The sequence below is a fragment of the Streptomyces sp. NBC_00647 genome, from assembly GCF_045207245.1.
Lineage (GTDB): Bacteria > Actinomycetota > Actinomycetes > Streptomycetales > Streptomycetaceae > Streptomyces.
The window spans coordinates 9,338,535-9,355,227 of sequence record NZ_CP109040.1; the positions used below are offsets into that span (position 1 = coordinate 9,338,535).

17 protein-coding genes are annotated in these 16,693 nt (G+C 71.6%); 8 read left to right on the forward strand and 9 right to left on the reverse strand.

Annotated features, from left to right (window positions below; translation table 11 throughout):
- The first annotated feature begins 274 nt into the window (after positions 1-274).
- The gene (locus tag OG788_RS41055) at positions 275-766 is read left to right on the forward strand and encodes a hypothetical protein (protein ID WP_351549495.1); all 492 of its coding nucleotides are present in this window, start codon (positions 275-277) and stop codon (positions 764-766) included.
- Positions 767-897: 131 nt separating this feature from the next.
- Here OG788_RS41055 and OG788_RS41060 read toward each other — a convergent pair whose 3' ends face one another.
- Entirely contained in the window at positions 898-1,128 is a 231-nt protein-coding gene (locus OG788_RS41060; protein ID WP_351549493.1) for a hypothetical protein, read from the reverse strand.
- Between OG788_RS41060 and OG788_RS41065 the strand changes: the two genes are divergently transcribed.
- Positions 1,127-1,513, forward strand: coding sequence for an alpha-amylase (locus OG788_RS41065; protein ID WP_351549490.1), 387 nt, complete (start codon positions 1,127-1,129; stop codon positions 1,511-1,513). The two genes, OG788_RS41060 and OG788_RS41065, sit on opposite strands and share 2 nt — an antisense overlap.
- Here the strand turns inward: OG788_RS41065 and OG788_RS41070 are convergent.
- Together OG788_RS41070 and OG788_RS41075 are read right to left on the reverse strand one after the other, a co-directional pair.
- On the reverse strand, positions 1,471-2,019 hold the full coding sequence (locus OG788_RS41070) for a cysteine dioxygenase (protein ID WP_406376008.1): 549 nt from the start codon (positions 2,017-2,019) through the stop codon (positions 1,471-1,473). The genes OG788_RS41065 and OG788_RS41070 overlap by 43 nt on opposite strands.
- Positions 2,020-2,055: 36 nt before the next feature.
- The gene (locus tag OG788_RS41075; RefSeq protein WP_406376009.1) at positions 2,056-2,946 is read right to left on the reverse strand and encodes an amidohydrolase; all 891 of its coding nucleotides are present in this window, start codon (positions 2,944-2,946) and stop codon (positions 2,056-2,058) included.
- 159 nt (positions 2,947-3,105) lie between these two features.
- On the opposite strand from OG788_RS41075, the gene OG788_RS41080 reads away from it, so the two are divergent.
- Positions 3,106-4,110 carry a LacI family DNA-binding transcriptional regulator gene (locus tag OG788_RS41080; RefSeq protein WP_406376010.1) on the forward strand — a complete coding sequence of 335 codons (1,005 nt, stop codon included), beginning with the start codon at positions 3,106-3,108 and terminating at the stop codon, positions 4,108-4,110.
- Between the two features lie 29 nt (positions 4,111-4,139).
- Here OG788_RS41080 and OG788_RS41085 read toward each other — a convergent pair whose 3' ends face one another.
- Positions 4,140-4,853 (reverse strand): hypothetical protein, encoded by a 714-nt coding sequence (locus OG788_RS41085; protein WP_406376011.1) that lies wholly within the window; start codon positions 4,851-4,853, stop codon positions 4,140-4,142.
- Complete coding sequence (locus OG788_RS41090; protein ID WP_406376012.1) at positions 4,850-6,484, reverse strand: protein kinase domain-containing protein; 1,635 nt, start codon at positions 6,482-6,484, stop codon at positions 4,850-4,852. Before OG788_RS41090 ends, OG788_RS41085 begins: the two co-directional genes overlap by 4 nt.
- A gap of 291 nt (positions 6,485-6,775) precedes the next feature.
- Between OG788_RS41090 and OG788_RS41095 the strand changes: the two genes are divergently transcribed.
- Together OG788_RS41095 and OG788_RS41100 are read left to right on the forward strand one after the other, a co-directional pair.
- Positions 6,776-7,960 carry a tetratricopeptide repeat protein gene (locus OG788_RS41095; protein ID WP_406376013.1) on the forward strand — a complete coding sequence of 395 codons (1,185 nt, stop codon included), beginning with the start codon at positions 6,776-6,778 and terminating at the stop codon, positions 7,958-7,960.
- A gap of 331 nt (positions 7,961-8,291) precedes the next feature.
- The gene (locus OG788_RS41100; protein ID WP_406376014.1) at positions 8,292-8,942 is read left to right on the forward strand and encodes a class I SAM-dependent methyltransferase; all 651 of its coding nucleotides are present in this window, start codon (positions 8,292-8,294) and stop codon (positions 8,940-8,942) included.
- Here the strand turns inward: OG788_RS41100 and OG788_RS41105 are convergent.
- Both OG788_RS41105 and OG788_RS41110 read right to left on the reverse strand, forming a co-directional pair.
- A complete protein-coding gene (locus OG788_RS41105; protein ID WP_351549581.1) occupies positions 8,939-9,796 on the reverse strand; it encodes an oxidoreductase in 858 nt (285 codons plus the stop codon). The genes OG788_RS41100 and OG788_RS41105 overlap by 4 nt on opposite strands.
- Positions 9,797-9,872: 76 nt before the next feature.
- Entirely contained in the window at positions 9,873-10,574 is a 702-nt protein-coding gene (locus OG788_RS41110) for a hypothetical protein (protein WP_406376015.1), read from the reverse strand.
- A gap of 163 nt (positions 10,575-10,737) precedes the next feature.
- Here OG788_RS41110 and OG788_RS41115 point away from each other — a divergent pair, with 163 nt between their 5' ends.
- Together OG788_RS41115 and OG788_RS41120 are read left to right on the forward strand one after the other, a co-directional pair.
- Entirely contained in the window at positions 10,738-12,750 is a 2,013-nt protein-coding gene (locus OG788_RS41115) for a trypsin-like serine protease (RefSeq protein WP_406376016.1), read from the forward strand.
- Positions 12,751-13,058: 308 nt separating this feature from the next.
- Positions 13,059-13,799 carry a flavodoxin family protein gene (locus tag OG788_RS41120; protein WP_406376017.1) on the forward strand — a complete coding sequence of 247 codons (741 nt, stop codon included), beginning with the start codon at positions 13,059-13,061 and terminating at the stop codon, positions 13,797-13,799.
- Position 13,800: 1 nt separating this feature from the next.
- Here the strand turns inward: OG788_RS41120 and OG788_RS41125 are convergent, their stop codons facing one another.
- A complete protein-coding gene (locus OG788_RS41125) occupies positions 13,801-14,859 on the reverse strand; it encodes a PucR family transcriptional regulator (protein WP_406376018.1) in 1,059 nt (352 codons plus the stop codon).
- Between the two features lie 237 nt (positions 14,860-15,096).
- A complete protein-coding gene (locus OG788_RS41130) occupies positions 15,097-15,666 on the reverse strand; it encodes a WHG domain-containing protein (protein WP_351549450.1) in 570 nt (189 codons plus the stop codon).
- Positions 15,667-15,737: 71 nt separating this feature from the next.
- Here OG788_RS41130 and OG788_RS41135 point away from each other — a divergent pair, with 71 nt between their 5' ends.
- Positions 15,738-16,229, forward strand: coding sequence for an FBP domain-containing protein (locus tag OG788_RS41135; protein WP_406376019.1), 492 nt, complete (start codon positions 15,738-15,740; stop codon positions 16,227-16,229).
- Positions 16,230-16,693 lie beyond the last annotated feature (464 nt).

Sequence of the window (16,693 nt, forward strand, 5' to 3'; positions counted from 1 at the left end):
ATCGCAACCCCGCACGACAGCAGTCCGGGCCCGCGCACGCCATCGCTCGTAGATTCGAGGACGCTCGCGGCCCACCGGTGGATGACGGACCGGCCCGCGCGGGTAAAGAAACTATGCGCACCTGCGCGAACATCCCACTGCCGAAGGACTGCCGGTCTTGGACCTCCCACACTCCGAATCCCCTGCCGCGCGACGTCCGGGACGCACTTGGACCGTCCGCATCTCCGGCCACAGCGACCGCACCGCGTCGGTCACGTGCTCCTCTCCCTGCGCCATGCCGCCGCGGTCCCGTGACCTCGCCGGGCTGCGCCGCTTCGCCGAGGCCCACGTCGGGGCGCATGCCCGCGCGGCCACCGTGCACGCGGACGCCGCCTGCGCCTGTCGGCAGACGCAGTGCGCCTCCCACGAGGACAGCCAGGTGCACTGCATGGGCAGTGTGCTGCTGGTACTGCGCCATGATCCGGCCATTGCCCAGGTGTGGACCCTGATGGAAGTCTGCGCCGCCTGTGCGCCGTTGATGACGCACACCCGCGTCGTGGGCCGCGCCGTCCCCCGTACCCGTACTCCCGTCGTGCCGCCCGCGCCCACGGCCGCCACCGGCGCCCCGGCGAGCGCGCCCGCGGTCCCCGGCGGATTCAGTGCCCCGAGCGGGCCCGGTTTCAACAGCGCGGACGCGCCCCCGGCACCGTCGCGTCGTCGATCCGGCGGCCGTGGCCGCCCCCAGCCCCGCCAGGGCCGACGGGATCAGGGCAGGTCTCGCGGCTGACCGTGGCCCATCCGGCCGACCACGGTTCACCGCGGCCGGCCACCGTCCCGCCGAGGCGGCTCGGGGCGCCGCCGGTTGTCACCGCCCGGCGGTCGGCACGATCCGGGCGAAGGTGAGGTCCGGGGGTGCTGTCACCCCTCGGTGAGAGTGCGATACGCGCCGGTCCGCCCGACCCGGCCGGCGCGGCGGAGCCCGCGCCGGAGCCGGGTGCGCGGCTCTGATCTGCGCATTTTCATGAACGGCACTGATTCGGTTGAGAGTTCATCATCGACTGAAAGAAGTTGCATGCCTTTGCGCAATTCTTGCAGGCGTTGCAGGGTGGCATCGCGCAGCGGCTCGAAGGCCGCTGCCTTCGCCGACATGAAGGACGCCACCATGCTCCCCGCCAGTCGATTCCTGCCCCCGCACCGGCTCAGGACGGTCCTGGGGCTGTTCGCCGCGGCTCTCGGCCTGTTGAGCGCGACCGGTGCACCCGCCACAGCGCGGGACGGTGGCCGGGTGGCCTCCGACGACGGTTCCGTCCACGCGACGCCTGCACCGGACTGCGTCCACTACTACAGCGACTGGCGCTACACGACGGTCGTCAACGACTGCGACACGACCGTGGACGTCACCGTCGACTACACCGACGGCCAGGCCGCCCCGTGCCGCACCGTGCTTCCCCGCGCCATCGCCACCTTCGCGGGCTACGGCCCCCAGCTCAACTACGTCACGGGACTCAGCGCCTGCACACCGGCGACCGTGTGAAGCCCTGACGCGGCGGGGCTGTCCAGGGGGCGGAGTTCGTCGGCGTACGAGACGGAGACGCGGCGCATCAGCCCGTCCTCGTTGATGTCGTACTGGCCCAGGCGCCACAGCGGCGGCGAGTAGGCGTGCAGGGAGACCGCGTCGTCGGTGGCACCGGTGAGTCGGTGGATGTGGTCGGGGCCGAAGCAGAAGGAGTCACCCGCGCCGACGCCGACGGACAGATGACGGCCGCCGATGCGGGGGTTGGATTCGGTCAGCGCGCCCTGGACGACCCGGACGGCGCCTGACGACACGTCGTGGTCGTGCCAGCCGGTGTCGTTCCGCCGGGTCCAGCAGAGCAGCCAGACGTCGACGAACTCGTCGCGGTACAGGGAGGCGTAGTGCCGTTCCTGGTGGGAGAAGGCGATGCGGTCGCGCCAGAGTTCGGGCCGGGCGGCGAGGTCGTCGACGAGCCGCTGGAGTTCGTGCTTGTCGAGCGTGCGGTCCGGCAGGGACGCGTACGTCATGGGGGATTCCCTTCCAGGTGAGGTCCGCCGGCCGGCTCAGGAGCGGCCGTGCAGCAGGCGGGCGGGATTGACGGTGCGCAGGGCGTGGACGGCGGCCTCCGCGCCCAGGTCGGGGATGACGAGGTGCGCGTACGGGCGGTCGCTGCCGCTGACGACGACGTCGATACCGACGGCCCGGACGAGGGCGTCCACGGCGCGTGTGCCGTAGGAGGAGGTGTCGTAGAAGACGTCGAAGTCGACCTCGCCGCGGCCGCCGCCCCGGGCCGCGAGACGTTCGCCGTGCATCGGGGCCAGGCCGGCGAGTGCCGCGAAGCAGACACGCAGTTCCGGATGGCGGGCACGGCCGAAGGCCCGGAACGCGAACCACGCACCGTGCGACTGCTGTTGGTAGGGGACCAGGGCCGCCCACCAGGAAGGGGCCCGGGGCGTCGGCGGAGCCACGCCCGGATGGACGAAGAGGGGCTTGCCGAGGCGGGTCAGGAGGTCCAGGAACGGGGCGCACGCGCGCAGGCCGGCCGCGTCCAGGAGTGCTGTGGCCGGGAGTTGAAGGCCCACACAGCCCCGGCGGAGGTCGCGTTCCACCGCTCCGGGGTCCGGCTCGCTCAGGCAGGGGGAGGCCCATACGCCGAAGGGGGCCGGGAGGGCGAGTGCTCCCTCGTGGAAGGCGCTCAGCAGCGGCAGGGCTTCGGCGGGCGGCAGATGCTCGATGCCCAGCGGGCTGGAGAGGGAGACCAGAGCGAGGTCGAGGCCGTCGGTGCCGGCCAGACGGGTACGGGCGTCGATGTCGTGGTCGGCCGGGTCCACCTCGTAGGGCGGCTCGCCCTCCAGGTGCAGCGTCCAGCCGTCCAGGTGCGGCGGCGCGGTGCGCGCACGCAGCAGCTCGACGAAGTCGGGCGGCCAGATGTGCTGGTGGACGTCTATGGGCACCCTGAGGTCCTTGAGGGGTCCGTTGCGGTGACAGGGCGGGAGCATCAGTGGTCAAGCGGTGGTTAAGCGTTTCAGTGATGCGCTTAACTTAAGCGCTTCACAACAGAGCGTGTCAAGCACGTGCCCGCTGTACGGACGCGGCCCGGTAGGCTTTCCGGCATGGTCAGGCCCCAGAAGCGCACCACCCTCAGGGAGGTGGCCGAGGCCACCGGCCTCTCCACCGCAGCTGTCTCCTATGCCCTGCGCGGCAAGCAGGTCTCCAAGGAGACCGAGGAGCGCGTACGCAAGGCCGCGGCCGAACTCGGCTACGAGGCCGACCCCATCGCCCGGGCCCTCGCCAGCGGCCGCACCAGCATGGTCGGCGTGCTCGCCGGCGACCTCCAGGACCTGTGGCAGCAGCAGCTCATGGCGGCCATCGGCCGGGAACTCCTGGCCGGCGACCGCTACGCGCTGATCCTGGACGCGGGCGGCGACCCCGACCGGGAACTCGTCCTCGCCAAGCAGCTGCGGGATCAGCGCGTGGACGCGCTCGTGGTGTCCCCGGTGAACCCGGCGGCGGAGGCGTGGGCGGCGATCGCCGACACGCTGCCGGTCGTCGCCGTCGGTGACTCGCTGAGCCGGGCGCGCACGGCCGGGCAGGTCATCTTCGACAACCGGGCCGGGATCGACGCCGTACTGGAGTACCTCCACGGCCTCGGCCACCGCCGGGTGACCGTCCTGACCCCTACCCGGCCGAGTACGCCCGACCGGCCCGCCGACGTCTATGTGCGCGAAGCGGCGGACCGGATAGGGGTACAGGCCGAACTCGTCCCCTGCCCGCAGGAGTTGGGCGCGGCGACCGTCGTCGCACGGAGGGTCCTCGACGGGGACCGGCGCGCCACCGCCGTCTTCTGCTTCTCCGACTCCCTGGCGTACGGGGTGTACGCGGCGGCGGCGGAGGCGTCACTCGTGGTGGGACGGGACGTCTCAGTCGTCGGTTTCGACGACCACCCCGTCTCCCGCGTCCTCACTCCGCCGCTCACCACCGTCGGCTGGGGACTCACACAGATCGCCGCGGAGGCCGCCCGGCTGACCGCTTCCGCGATCGAAGGGAAACGGGCGCGCAGGAAGCGGATCCTGTGCGCTCCGGAGATGTGCGCGCGCGGATCGGCCGTGGCGGTCTGAGGGCCCGCCGGTGACGCGGACCGGCCGCGTCACCGGCAGTGGTAGGCGATCCGCGTCGAGACCGTGCGCCGCTCGGGCGAGAGCAGACGCAGCTCGGCGCGTGCTCCGTACGTGCCCTTGCCCTGGAACGTCCACAACAGGTGAAGTCGTGCCCGCTTCTGGCCGCGCGTCAGGTCCTCGTGCAGGACCTTCGAGAACGTACCGTCGCTGCGGACCCAGCGGTACGCCAGGGTGCCCGGCCTGCCGTTGGTGCTGACCACGGCCACGACATCCGCGGTCTCGTCGCATCCGGGGGAGGACGACACGGTGGAGACCGCGACGCCGTCCACGTCGATGGACGGCGCGGGACGGTGCCAGAGGAGGAAGGCGAGGACGGCCAGGAGCACCACGGTGGGCAGCGCGTGCCTGCGCCAGGTCCGGCGGCGTACCGGGACCACCACCGCGGGAGGAGCTTGGGTGACACGGCGTACGGTGTCGGCGTTCACGCCGGGGCCGAAGCGCAGCAGGGTGCCCTCGACCCGGTCGGGAGGCGTGTCCTGGGCCGCGGGTCCCGACAGCACCTCGGTCGCCGTGTTCCCGCCGAGCAGAGCCGTGTTCCCGCCGAGGAGAAGGGTGTCGGGGGAGTCCGGGAGAGGGAGGGTGTCCGGCGAGTCCGGCCGCTGGATCCAGTGGCTGGCCAGCACGGTCGCGCTGTAGTCGTCGTCGGCGGAGTGGGCGCCTGGAGCGCCGGGGCGTTCGTTCATCGGAGGGTGCACCGCCGGGTGAGGAGCTGCTGCCACGCGCCGCCGTCGGCGGAGGCGGGCTGGGTCCTGGCCTGGACGCCCCAATAGCAGCCCGTCCCCTGGAACGTGTGGTCGAGGGCAAGGGTGTACTGGGTCGATCCACTGCGCTGGAACGTATCGGCCGCCCCGTCCTGGGACCCGGCCTGACCGCTGACCTCGCCGGTGAACCACGCGACCGTGAGGGTGACCGGTCCGGTTCCGTCGGTGGTGACGGTGACCGTCGCCGCCGCGGTCGCCGTGCCCGTCTGCCGGAAGCCGCTGAACGCTACGGCCTTGACGTTGACGGTGGCGGTCGGCGACGGAGGTGTCGTCGGGGGCTCGGCCGTAGGCGTGGCCGGCGGTGTCGTGCCCGCGACCGTGGGGGACGCGCTCGCCGACGCCGACACCGGAGGTTCCGTGGTCGATTCGCCGGCCGAGCCCGAGGGGGTGGGCGGAGTCGACGCGGACGACGACGAGGACGGCGTAGGGGAATCGGGGTCAGTCGTCGTGGGCCCGTTCGGGCCGGTCGGCTGCGCGCTGGTGGTGGCCAGCGCCTGGGCGGCCTGTCGTGGCGCGCCGAAGTCCGGAGCGTGCCGGTCGATGCCGTACGTCAGGAGGAGTGCCGCGACGAGCGCGGCGCCCGACACCAGCAGCGAGCGCAGGCTGGGCCTCCAGGCCCGGATCCAGTCCGGTGTCCTGCCGATGACCGTGCGCGCCGTGTCCGTGGCGCGGCGCGGAACGGGGGGAGCCGAGGGAAGCAGCAGAAGGGACAGGGCCACGAGGGTCGCGAGCCGTCCGCGCCCGCGCTCCTCCCAGTCCGGCCCGTACGCGCCGCCGGCCGTGGCCTCGAGCTCCGCCACGAAGTCCTCGGCATGGGCGGGCCGTTCCTCGGGAGACTTGGCCAGACCGCGGTGAACGAGGGAGCGCACCGGCTCGGGGACCTCGTCGGCGGGAATGACTCCGTCCACGTGCTGGAGCGCGAGTTCGGCGAGGTTCTCGCCCGTATAGGGCTTGCGCCCGGTCAGGCACTCGAAGAAGGTCGCGGTCGCGGCGTACACATCGGCGGCCGGAGAGGCGGGGGCGCCGGTCCACTGCTCGGGCGCCATGTACGACGGGGTGCCCGCGATGCCCGCGGTGGTCCCGTCGGCGGCGGCGATCCCGAAGTCGACCAGCTTCGACGTGCCGTCGGGGCGGACGAGGACGTTCTCCGGCTTGTAGTCACGGTGGACCACGCCGAGGCGGTGGGCGTCGGCGAGGCCGAGGAGGGAGCCCTTGAGGAGGACGAGAGCGGCTTCCGGGGCCAGGGGAGCGTCTTTGGCGAGCAGGGCCCGCAGACAGACGCCGTCCACCAGCTCCATCACGATGGCCGCGCCGTCCGGCCCCTCCACGTACTCGTACAGGCCGGCCACGTGCTCGCTCCGCAGGCCGCCGAGCAGCCGGGCCTCCGCGCGGAACTCCCGCACGAAGCCCGGACGGGTTCGCAGCGACTCGCTGAGGTACTTGACCGCGACCGGAAGGCCGGTCTGCTCGTGAACGGCCAGCGCGACGCGTCCGCTCGCCCCCGAACCGAGCTCGCGGGACTCGGTGTAGCCCGGCACCGCCCAATCGTTCATGACCCATCTCCCCAAGACGTGGGGCGCGTGAGGCATTCCGATCCCCTCGCGCTCCCAGCCGCGTGCTGTGAGACACGATTCCGGCCACTTCGGTTGCAGGGCAAGGGAGAGGTTCGGTTCCCGCCCGCCGCCACGGGTCTCCCGCGCGCACGGCGAGGTGCGGGAGGGGTGCGGGACAGGTGCGGGAGGGGTCCGGGCCCGGCCGGGCCGAAACCACCGGGCCGGTCTCCCGGTTGACGTCGGTGACGCGGCTTCCCTGAGCCGGCCCGGCCGAGAGGAGTGGGACATCGCATGAGGCACAACGAGTCGCTCAAGGCGCTGATCGACGAAGCGGATCTGACCTACGAGGCGTTGGCCCGGCGGGTCAACGTGCTGGGGCGCGCCCAGGGCAGGCCCATGACCTACGACCGGACCTCCATCGCGCACTGGGTCCGCGGCACCCGCGCCCGTGAACCCGTCCCGGACCTGTTGTGCGAGGTGTTCACCCGCCGCCTGGGCCGGACCGTGGACCGCCGGGACGTGGGCATGGACTCCGCGGCGCGTGCTTCCGGCCGAGGCCGCGCCATGGCGCCGGGCGTCGCGTCGGCGACGGGCCCGCGCGTCCCGGAGCAGCGGACCCCCGCCCTCGCGCGACCCGCGACGGCCATGTCCGCCAGGGAGATCGCCTTCGCGTGCGCGGAACGCTTCTTCGCCCTGCAAGGGGACACGCTGGGCGGCCGGTCGACCCGGCCCGTCCTGTCGGCCTATCTGCGCGGCACCGTCCTGGGCGCGACCGGGGTCGTCCGCCCGTCCTCGGTGTCCGCCCCGGAACTGGCCCACGCTGCGCGCACCCTCGTCCTGCTCGCCCGCGCCTGCACCGACATGCGCCGGTTCTTCGAGGCCCAGCACATCCTGGAACGCGCGGCCGTGCTGGCGGCGCGTGCGGGGGACGACGCCGCCGAGGCCATCGCCCTGCGACTCCAGGGCGAGTACGCCCTGACCCGAGGACTGACGGCCCTGGCCGCCACCCATGTGCAGCACGCGCTGCAGGTCTCCAGGCGGACCCCGGCCGGCGTACGCGCCTACGTCGCCGTCCAGGCCGCGGAGACCAGCGCCGTGATCGGGGACGAGTCCCAGGCGATGGACTGGCTGGACATCGCGCTGCGCCTGCTGGCCGCGGCGCCGGACGAGAACCTGGGCCCCTTCGGCAGCTACCGGCCGGCCGCGCTGCACTTCCGGCGGGCATGTGTGCTCCGCCGCCTCGGCAGACACGACGCGGCGAGGACCGCTCTCCAGATCTCGATGGAGGAACGGGCCGCCCACGAGGAGCGGCCCATCGTGCTGACCTGGGTGGCCCGCGCCCGCCTGCACGCCGAGGCCGGGCAGCGGACCGAGGCCCTTGACGCGCTGCTCCGGGCGCGGCACCTGAACGCACAGGTCGGCTCCCAGGAAGCGGCCTGGTCCATCGCCCGCCTGGAAACGCTCCTCGGCAGCTGACGAGTCATGATGCGCGCCGGTCGACGTGCATATGCACCTGGCAAGCCTCAGGATGGACGAATGAACGACCCCTTCAGCGTGGCAGAGGTCCTCGGCGACACCGACGTACCCCCCGAGCCGGCTAACCCCTCCGCAACCGGCCGGCCCGCCTCCCGGGCGGGCACCCCTCGGCAATCGGACCCCGGCACCGGACCAGGCCGACCGTCTCCGGGTCCGGGTCCGGGTCCGGGCAGGGACGATGTACAGGGAAGCCGCCCACGGCCTGAGCTCGACTGACGTACGTGCGGGTGGGGCGCCACCTGCCGAGTCGGGGTGCCGGTAACCTCCAGCCATGAATGAGCACTTGGTCCCTGCCGGGCAGGACGTCAGGCGGGTCGGGGGGACCGTCGGCTATGCCGAGACGGCGGACGCGCTGGCCGTTCAGTACGAGGACGTCACCTTCGAGGAAGTCCACCGTGACGTGCTGCGATGGGTTCCTGTCGAGGCCGGTCGCGTTCTGGATGTGGGCGCGGGAACCGGTCGGGACGCCGCCGCCCTGGCGGCTCGTGGGCACGAAGTCGTGGCCGTCGAGCCGACGGCGGAGTTGCGGGTGCATGGGCAGCGGATCCACGGGGGCAGCGCCGTCGAGTGGGTCGACGACGCGCTTCCCGCATTGTCGCTCGACCGGCACCCGGGGCGGTTCGACGCGGTTTTCGCGACCGCGGTGTGGATGCACCTGGACGCCGGCGAACGCCGGCGCGCGATGGGCAGGATCGCCGAACTGCTCGTACCCGGCGGCCGGTTCTTCGTCAATCTGCGGCACGGACCCGTGCCGCACGGCCGCCGTATGTTCGATGTGTCCGCCGCCGAGACGGCCGAACTCGGGGGTACGCACGGTCTGCGGACGGTTCACCGCGGTGAGCGTCCCGATCTGCACGGTCGCGTCGGCGTCCGCTGGAGCTCTCTGGTGCTCCAGGCGGAGGAGCTCGGCCGGCGGGCCTAACCCAGTTCGGCGATGTCCTCGGCGGTCAGCTCGAGCCCTCCGGCAGCGATGTTCTCCTCCAGGTGGGCCAGGGAGCCGGTGCCGGGGATGAGGAGGATGTTCGGTGACCGGGCCAGCAGCCAGGCCAGGGCGACCTGGGGCACGGTCGCCCGGTGGCGGGCGGCGACGGAGTCCAGGTGCTCGGCGGTGACCGGCTGGAAGCCGCCGACCGGGAAGAACGGGACGTAGGCGATGCCGGCCTCCGCGCAGGCGTCGACGAGGGGGTCGTCGTCGCGCCGGGACAGGTTGTAGAGGTTCTGGACGCAGGAGATCGGCGCGATCTTGCGGGCCTCGGCGAACTCGTCGACGGTGACGTTGGAGATGCCCAGATGCCGGATCAGGCCCTCGTCGCGCAGCGCCAGCAGGGCTTCCAGCGGCTCGGCCAGGGACGGTGTCCCGGACCGGTCGAGATCGCCCAGCCGGAGATTCACCACGTCCAGCCGGTCCAGGCCGAGCGAGCGGAGGTTCGCCTCGATGCCACGACGCAGGTTGTCGGCGGTGAGCCCCGTCTTCTCCGCCGCCGGCAGGCCGATGTCGGAGCCCTCGACCAGCGCGCCCACCTTGGTCACGATCACCAGGTCGTCCGGATACGGGTGCAGCGCCTCCCGGATCAGCTCGTTCGCCGCCACCCCGTCACGTGCGTAGTAGTACGAGGTGTCGATGTGGTTCACCCCGAGTTCCACGGCACGGCGCAGAATGCCCAGCGCGGTCTCCCGGTCCGGCCGGCCGCCTCTCGGCCAACCGGTCAGCTTCATCGTGCCGTATCCGATGCGCGCGACATCCAAGTCGCCGCCCAGTGCCCACCGTTCAGTCATCACGGCGAACACCCTAGGCGGGTTTCGTCCGGAGTGCCGATCATTGATCCGGGAGTGGCCCCGGTCGGCACGCCGGTCACGACGCATCGCTCCGGGAGTGCAGGCCGCGGGTGGTGAGGCGCTGCCCGTCGGTGTCGGTGACGAGGAGGTTCCAAGCCGGTTCCGTACCGTCGTCGCCGTCCCACCAGAGCACGAAGTCGCGGGCCAGGCGGCGCGCGCCGGGCCCGTCGGCCCCGGCGGTGTAGGTGGTGGTGAGTTCGACGTCGTACTCGCCCGCGTCGAGGTGGACCAGCGTGACCCGGGTGAGGTGGCGGGCGGAGCCGGCGGCCCCGTTCTCGCGCGCCCAGCTCCCGAAGCGGTGCAGCAGGTCCGCGTCCGGTTCACGCCGGGTGACGGGGCCGCTCGGGGGATGGGGGACGCTGCTTCCGTTGCCCTGCTTGCAGCCCAGGACCCAGGCTCCCCGGTCGAGGTCCACCACCGCCGTGGGCTTCGCGGTGAGGGAGCGGCGGACGCACCCGCCGTTCACCTCCCGTACCGCGCTGCCCTTGCCGCCGTCCTCGAACAGTCGCCTGCCCACGGCGAATCCGGCGTCGTACGCCTGCCGGTGTCCGGGCGCGGACGCCGACGGCCGGCCGGTCCCGTCGGACGGTGCCGCCGGCGGCCGGGCGGCGCCGTCCGTGGATCCGCACGCGGAGGCGGCCAGGCACGCTCCTACGACGAGACCGAGCGCGCGGGCCCGCCCGATGGAGCCGATGAAGGGGTGAGGTGTCGTCGCCATACCGGGTCAGATGCCTTTTCCGGACCGCGGGTTGCCCGATCGCACCCCTTGGATCGATGTCGCACAAAGATTCGGCATTTCGGGTCTTCTTTGGCTACGGTCGGTGGCTTGTCCAAGATCCGGATCACTGACCACGATCCGGAATGACCAGATGGAGGGGGAAATGAGGCTGAGACACAGCCTTGTCACCATCACCGCGGTGACCGCCGCGATCACCTTGTCCGGACTCACCGTGTCAGCGCCCGCGTGGGCCGGTCCGACACCCGGCACCGCGTCCACCGGAACCGCAGCGCCGACCGGTTCGTCCACCTCGCCGACCTGGACGCCCGGCACGACGTCCGGGCCGTCACCGTCGAACACCACCACCGGCCCTGCCACCCCGTCCGCCCCCGCGCCGCCGGACGGGAGCGGCGCGGCGACCCCGAGCCCCTCGGCCACGCCCACCGGCCCGCCCACGAGCGGCGGCCCGGACGACGGTTCCGAGTCGCTGTCCGACCTCGAGAAGTACTGGACGCCCGAGCGGATGGCCGAGGCCGTGCCGGTCCACGAGGACCAAGTCCGCGAGGCAGGGCTGTCCGCCGCGCAGCGCAGGAAGCTGCTGCGGTCGCCGTCGCACACGTTCGAGGGCGTCAAGGAAGTCGGTACGTTCTACTGGGACGAACGCCGGGACGGCGAGCTGTACCACCGCTACTGCGCGGGCACCGTCGTGCCGTCGCCCGGCAAGGACATGGTCCTCACCGCGGCGCACTGCTTCGACAGCCAGGACCAGCACATGAAGCAGGTCTTCGTGCCGAAGCACAGCAAGAACCACCCGGCCCCGTACGGGCTGTTCCCCATCAAGGTCGGGCAGATCTATGCCGACCCGCGCTACCTGCGCCGCGGCGGTGACCACGACAACACCGACCTGGACTTCGCCATCCTCAAGACCGAGCCCCGGTCCGACGGCAAGAAGCTCGAGGACGTCGTCGGCGCCATCCCGATCGGCTACAGCACCGGCTTCGACCACCCCAGGACCCGGGTGATCGGCTACCCGTACCTGGACAACGGCGACCCGCACTACCACCCGAAGCAGGACCCGCTCGACTGCACCTCGCCGATGAAGAAGTTCACCACCGGGGACGAGGGCGGCTGGAAGGGCGGCACGTTCTCGCAGATCGACTGCGACGGCTATGTGTCCGGCACGTCCGGCGGACCGTTCATCGTCGGCGGGGACGATCCGTTGGTTGTCGGGGTGACAGGCGGCTGGCAGACGGGCGGGCACAACGCCGACACCTCGTACTCCTCGTACTTCGACAGCGATGTGAAGCGGATCTACGACGCCGCGGTGGACGGGCGCAAGCCGACGCCGATCGTCCTGCCGGCCGCGTCCACCTGGAAGCACGCCAAGGACATCGCCTCCGGCTACTTCGCGCTGAACGGGCCGGTCTCCGAGGACCACATGGACATGTTCGTCCTCTGGTCCGACGGCGAGCTGACGATCTACCGGGGCGCCGGCAAGGGGCTGAACTACTTCGACAAGGAGATCCGCGTCCAGGGGCCGAACAAGCTCTGGGCGGACCACGCCGCTCAGGTCGTGGCGGGCGACTTCACCGGCGACAACGGCTCCGACCTGATGGTTCGCTGGTCCGACGGCGAACTCACCCTGTATCCCTCGGTGGACGAGAGGGGCTTCCACGGCGAGAAGCAGCTGATGCCGCCGAACGACACCTGGAAGCATGCCGAGGCCCTGACCGCGGGACGCTACGGCGGGAACAAGTGGCAGGACGACCTGGTGGTCCGCTGGTCCGACGGCGAGTTGACGGTGTACCAGAACACCGGTGCGAGCCTGGGCAAGGAGATCAAGGTCGTCAACCCGAACAAGCTGTGGAAGCACGCCGTGGAGATCGGGTCGGGCGACTACACCAAGAACGACACCTGGGACCTGGTGGTGCGCTGGTCCGACGGCGAGGTCACCTGCTACGACGACTTCACCGGCACCGGCGACAGCTGGGGCGAGCATCAGTGGAAGGCGCCGAACGATCTGTGGGAGCACGCCATGCTCGTCACCGGCGGCGACTTCAGCGACAACCCGTGGCCGGACGACACGCTCGTCCGCTGGTCCGACGGTGAACTGAGTCTGTACACCGAGGGCAACGGGTCGGGCATCGGGGCCGAGCACCAGCTCGTCTCGCCCTGACAACCCGTAAGGCTCCCGCGGGCCCCGGAACCGCCACGGTTCCGGGGCCCGTCCCCACGGGGGAATCCACGGGGGAACCCCGCGAGGACCGCCCGGTGCGGCGAGGAGACTGGCCGCGCCCGGGCGTGCGCATCTCCGCACGCGGCGCGCCCATCGGCGCACGCCACATGTCACGCCTGCCCGTGCGTCGTTCGGGGACAGGCGGGGGTGCGCGGGAGACGCTGCTCCTGAGCAATCGACCGGAAGCGCGGCCGAGGCGCCGACGCCACGGCCCGCTCGCTGTCGCAGCCCCGCACCAAGGAGTCCCCATGACCGAATCAGCGTCGACCTCGGCAGCCGACGACGCGTACCGCTTCGACGATCTGCGCACGCTGTTCATCAACTGCACCCTCAAGCCGACGCCTCAGCAGAGTCACACCCAAGGACTGGTCGACAAGAGCAGGGCGATCATGGAGGGGCGGGGAGTCACGACCGAAGTCGTACGCGCCGTCGACCACGACATCGCTCCGGGCGTCTACCCGGACATGACCGAACACGGCTTCGCCACGGACGCCTGGCCGGCCCTTCAGGAGCGGGTGATGGCCGCCGACATCCTGGTGATCGCCGGGCCGATCTGGCTCGGTGACAACAGCTCGGTCACCAAGCAGGTCATCGAACGGCTCTACAGCGGCTCGGGACTGCTCAACTCCGCCGGTCAGTACGCCTACTACGGGCGCGTCGGCGGCTGTCTGATCACCGGCAACGAGGACGGCGTGAAGCACTGCGCGATGAACATCCTCTACAGCCTCCAGCACCTCGGCTACACCGTCCCGCCGCAGGCCGACGCCGGCTGGATCGGCCCGGCGGGACCCGGCCCGTCGTATCTCGACCCCGGTTCGGGCGGCCCCGAGAACGACTTCACCAACCGCAACACCGCCTTCATGACCTGGAACCTGATGCATGTGGCGGCCCTGCTGAAGCGGTCCGGCGGCATCCCGGCCCACGGCAACCAGCGTTCGGAGTGGGACGCGGGCTGCCGCCTCGACGCGCCGAACCCCGACTACCGCTGACTCACAGACTCCGTGCGGGCCAGTCCAGCAGCCGGGCGCCGATGACCGCGGTCTGCAGCGTGTAGCGGTGCGCGGGATCGGCGGGGTCGGCCCCGGTGAGCTGGTGGATGCGTTCGAGGCGGTACGTGAGGGCGCGCACGCTCAGGCTGAGGCGGCGGGCCGCCGCGGCGGCGACGCAACCGGTGTCGAAATACGCGGTGAGGGTGTCCAGGAGCGGCTGGGCGCCGCCGCGGGCGCCGGTGAGCGGGCCGAGCGCGGCGAGGACCAGGTCGGCCATCGCCTGGCGGTCCCGGGTGAGGACCGGGTAGACGAGCAGGTCGGCGGCGCGCAGCACAGGAGTGTCGAGGTCGAGCCGCTCGGCGAGTTCGAGGGCGTTCAGTGCCTCCTCGTACGACTGGACGACGCCGCCGGGGCCGGGCTGGGGCCGGCCGATGGCCACGCGTCCACCGTCGGTCGCGGCGTGCGCCTGCCTGGCGAAGTGGGTGAGGACGTCCTCCTGGTCGCCGGGCGCGATGCACAGCATCCGGCCGTCCTTCGTGGTGAGCAGGATGCTGCGGTCACCGAAGCGGGCGATGAGCGCCTGTTCCACCCGGCGGGGAGCGGGCGCCGACTCGTCGTAGGCCGTGGGGCCCTCCGCGACGGCGACGGCGTGCGCGTGGGAGAACCGCAGACCGAAACGTTCCGCGCGCTCGGCGAGGCGGCCCAGGTCGCTGCGTCCGTGGAGGAGGTCGTCGATGAACTCGCGGCGCGCGGCTTCCTCCTTGCGCACGGCGAGCAACTGAGCCCGCCCGTAGCCCTCGGCGAAGGCGTCGATGACCTGCTGGATCGCGGCGAGCGTGCTGTCGGCGGAATGCGGTGAGGCGGGCCAGGCGGCGCGGGCGGCGGAGAGATGGGCACTGACGAGCGCGGGGAGGCCATGACCGGCGTCGGCAGCGCGTTCGCCCAGGGTCCGCCGCGACTCGATCTCGTCCCGGGTGAGGCGTCGGCCGGTGCCGGAGACCTCGGCCAGTATCAGGGCATAGCCCTCCAGATACTGCTCGGTCATCTCCCGTTCCATCATGGAGTCCCCCGGTTTCTTGACGGTCCGGTGACGACTTCCTGACGCTGACCGGCACGCAGAGCCTAGGCAACACTGCCGGGAACCGGCAATGCGGTGGTGACGCGGTGTCATGCACGATGTCTTCAGGGGAGCACGGCGGATGGTTCCGTGCCGGACACCGGCAGAGTCGGCGGTGTCCGGCACCGGGCCCTGGAAGGGGCGTACGGACCGTCGGCGTCCCCACGGTCGGGGCGTCGGTCAGGGAGCGGGCCAGTTCCGCAGCAGGGTGTCGAGGGCGTCCAGGACGCGGGTCCAGCTTTCCTGCGAGTCGGGGGCGCTGTGGCTGAAGCCTCCGCCCGCCTCCAGGCTCACATAGCCGTGGAACACGCTGCCCAGCATCCGGACGGCATGGGTCTGGTCCGGTTCCTCCAGCTCGTAGCCCCGCAGGATCGCCCGCATCATCTGCGCGTGCTTGACACCGGCGCTCGCGGCCGCCGTCTCGGCGTCCAGCCTCAACTGAGCGGCGGCATAACGACCGGGGTGCTCCCTGGCGTAGTCGCGGTAGACGTTCGCGAAGGCGGTCAAGGCGTCCTTGCCGGCCCGCCCGGCCAGTGCGGCGGCACCGCGCTCGGCGAGCTCGTCCAGAGCGAGCAGGGCGATCCGCGTCTTGAGGTCCTGGGAGCTCTTCAGGTGCGAGTACAGGCTCGCGACCTTGACGTCGAACCGTCTGGCCAGCGCCGAGACGGTCACCTGATCGAAGCCGACCTCATCGGCCAGCTCGGCGCCCGCCCGTGTCAGGCGCTCGGCGTTCAGTCCCGCGCGAACCATGTCCTTCCTCTCCCTTGGCGTAACTGATTATGCATTTGCCTAATACCTTTAGGCAAATTACCGTGAGCTATATGAAGCCGTTGACCGAGCAAGAGATCCGTACCGCGTTCGTGAACTGCACCAAGGGCGAGGCGAAGCGCCTCTCCGTCCCGCGCGACCTGGCCGACCGGCCCTGGGACGACCTGGACTACCTGGGCTGGCGAGACCCTCAGTCACCCGAACGCGCCTACATCGTGGCCGAGCTGGGCGGCGGCCCGAAGGCCCTCATGCTGCGCTGCCCCAGCTCGATCGCGGGGCACATGCGGCGCAGCATGTGCTCCGTGTGTGTGACCACCCACACCGGCGGTGTCTCCCTCATGGTCGCGCTCAAGGCCGGGAAGGCCGGACAGCAGGGCAACTCGGTCGGCGCCTACCTGTGCAGCGACCTGGCCTGCTCGCTGTACGTCAGGGGAAAGAAGGACGCGGGCGTGGGAGGGCGGCTCCACGAGTCGCTGACCCTGGAGGAGAAGATCCAGCGGACCGTCGCGAACCTGGCGGCGTTCGTCGCCAAGGTGACGGCCTGAGCGATGGTCCGGTGTGTCAGGGGGCCACGAAATCCGAGATCACGGCATGTCGGCCTGCCGACCGGATCTCGGTGCGGCCCAGGGCCAGGGCCGCAGACCGAGAGCCTCGCACCCGTGGACCCGTCGGGAGCCCGGTGACCCGGGCGCCCCGATGACGGCGGGACCGGCACGCGCGGTGCGCGCCGGTACGGCGAGCACCAGGAGTCCGGGACGGCTGTCGCTGCCTCACACCTTCACGTCGAACCGGCCGCCCTCACACCTTCACTTCGAACGGGCCGCCCTCACACCCTCGTCTCGAACGGGCCGCCCGGGTTCGACGGCGGGCCTGAGCCCGACTCCGGGAGTAGGCACATCAAGGCGTCGGGTGCGGAGCCGCGCCGGACTCGCCGACGGCCGTCACGAGCGCAGTCCCGTCCCGTCGACGCGGTCGGCATGGTTGCCCAAGTCCGCTGTCGTGTGCCGAG

What these genes read in the sequence shown, in the direction of transcription:
- OG788_RS41055 (WP_351549495.1), top strand. Translation starts at nt 275, where the DNA reads ATGCCGCCGCGGTCCCGTGACCTCGCCGGGCTGCGCCGCTTCGCCGAG.
- OG788_RS41065 (WP_351549490.1), top strand. Translation starts at nt 1,127, where the DNA reads ATGAAGGACGCCACCATGCTCCCCGCCAGTCGATTCCTGCCCCCGCAC.
- OG788_RS41060 (WP_351549493.1), bottom strand. Translation starts at nt 1,128, where the DNA reads ATGTCGGCGAAGGCAGCGGCCTTCGAGCCGCTGCGCGATGCCACCCTG.
- OG788_RS41070 (WP_406376008.1), bottom strand. Translation starts at nt 2,019, where the DNA reads ATGACGTACGCGTCCCTGCCGGACCGCACGCTCGACAAGCACGAACTC.
- OG788_RS41080 (WP_406376010.1), top strand. Translation starts at nt 3,106, where the DNA reads ATGGTCAGGCCCCAGAAGCGCACCACCCTCAGGGAGGTGGCCGAGGCC.
- OG788_RS41085 (WP_406376011.1), bottom strand. Translation starts at nt 4,853, where the DNA reads ATGAACGAACGCCCCGGCGCTCCAGGCGCCCACTCCGCCGACGACGAC.
- OG788_RS41090 (WP_406376012.1), bottom strand. Translation starts at nt 6,484, where the DNA reads ATGAACGATTGGGCGGTGCCGGGCTACACCGAGTCCCGCGAGCTCGGT.
- OG788_RS41095 (WP_406376013.1), top strand. Translation starts at nt 6,776, where the DNA reads ATGAGGCACAACGAGTCGCTCAAGGCGCTGATCGACGAAGCGGATCTG.
- OG788_RS41100 (WP_406376014.1), top strand. Translation starts at nt 8,292, where the DNA reads ATGAATGAGCACTTGGTCCCTGCCGGGCAGGACGTCAGGCGGGTCGGG.
- OG788_RS41105 (WP_351549581.1), bottom strand. Translation starts at nt 9,796, where the DNA reads ATGACTGAACGGTGGGCACTGGGCGGCGACTTGGATGTCGCGCGCATC.
- OG788_RS41110 (WP_406376015.1), bottom strand. Translation starts at nt 10,574, where the DNA reads ATGGCGACGACACCTCACCCCTTCATCGGCTCCATCGGGCGGGCCCGC.
- OG788_RS41115 (WP_406376016.1), top strand. Translation starts at nt 10,738, where the DNA reads ATGAGGCTGAGACACAGCCTTGTCACCATCACCGCGGTGACCGCCGCG.
- OG788_RS41120 (WP_406376017.1), top strand. Translation starts at nt 13,059, where the DNA reads ATGACCGAATCAGCGTCGACCTCGGCAGCCGACGACGCGTACCGCTTC.
- OG788_RS41125 (WP_406376018.1), bottom strand. Translation starts at nt 14,859, where the DNA reads ATGATGGAACGGGAGATGACCGAGCAGTATCTGGAGGGCTATGCCCTG.
- OG788_RS41130 (WP_351549450.1), bottom strand. Translation starts at nt 15,666, where the DNA reads ATGGTTCGCGCGGGACTGAACGCCGAGCGCCTGACACGGGCGGGCGCC.
- OG788_RS41135 (WP_406376019.1), top strand. Translation starts at nt 15,738, where the DNA reads ATGAAGCCGTTGACCGAGCAAGAGATCCGTACCGCGTTCGTGAACTGC.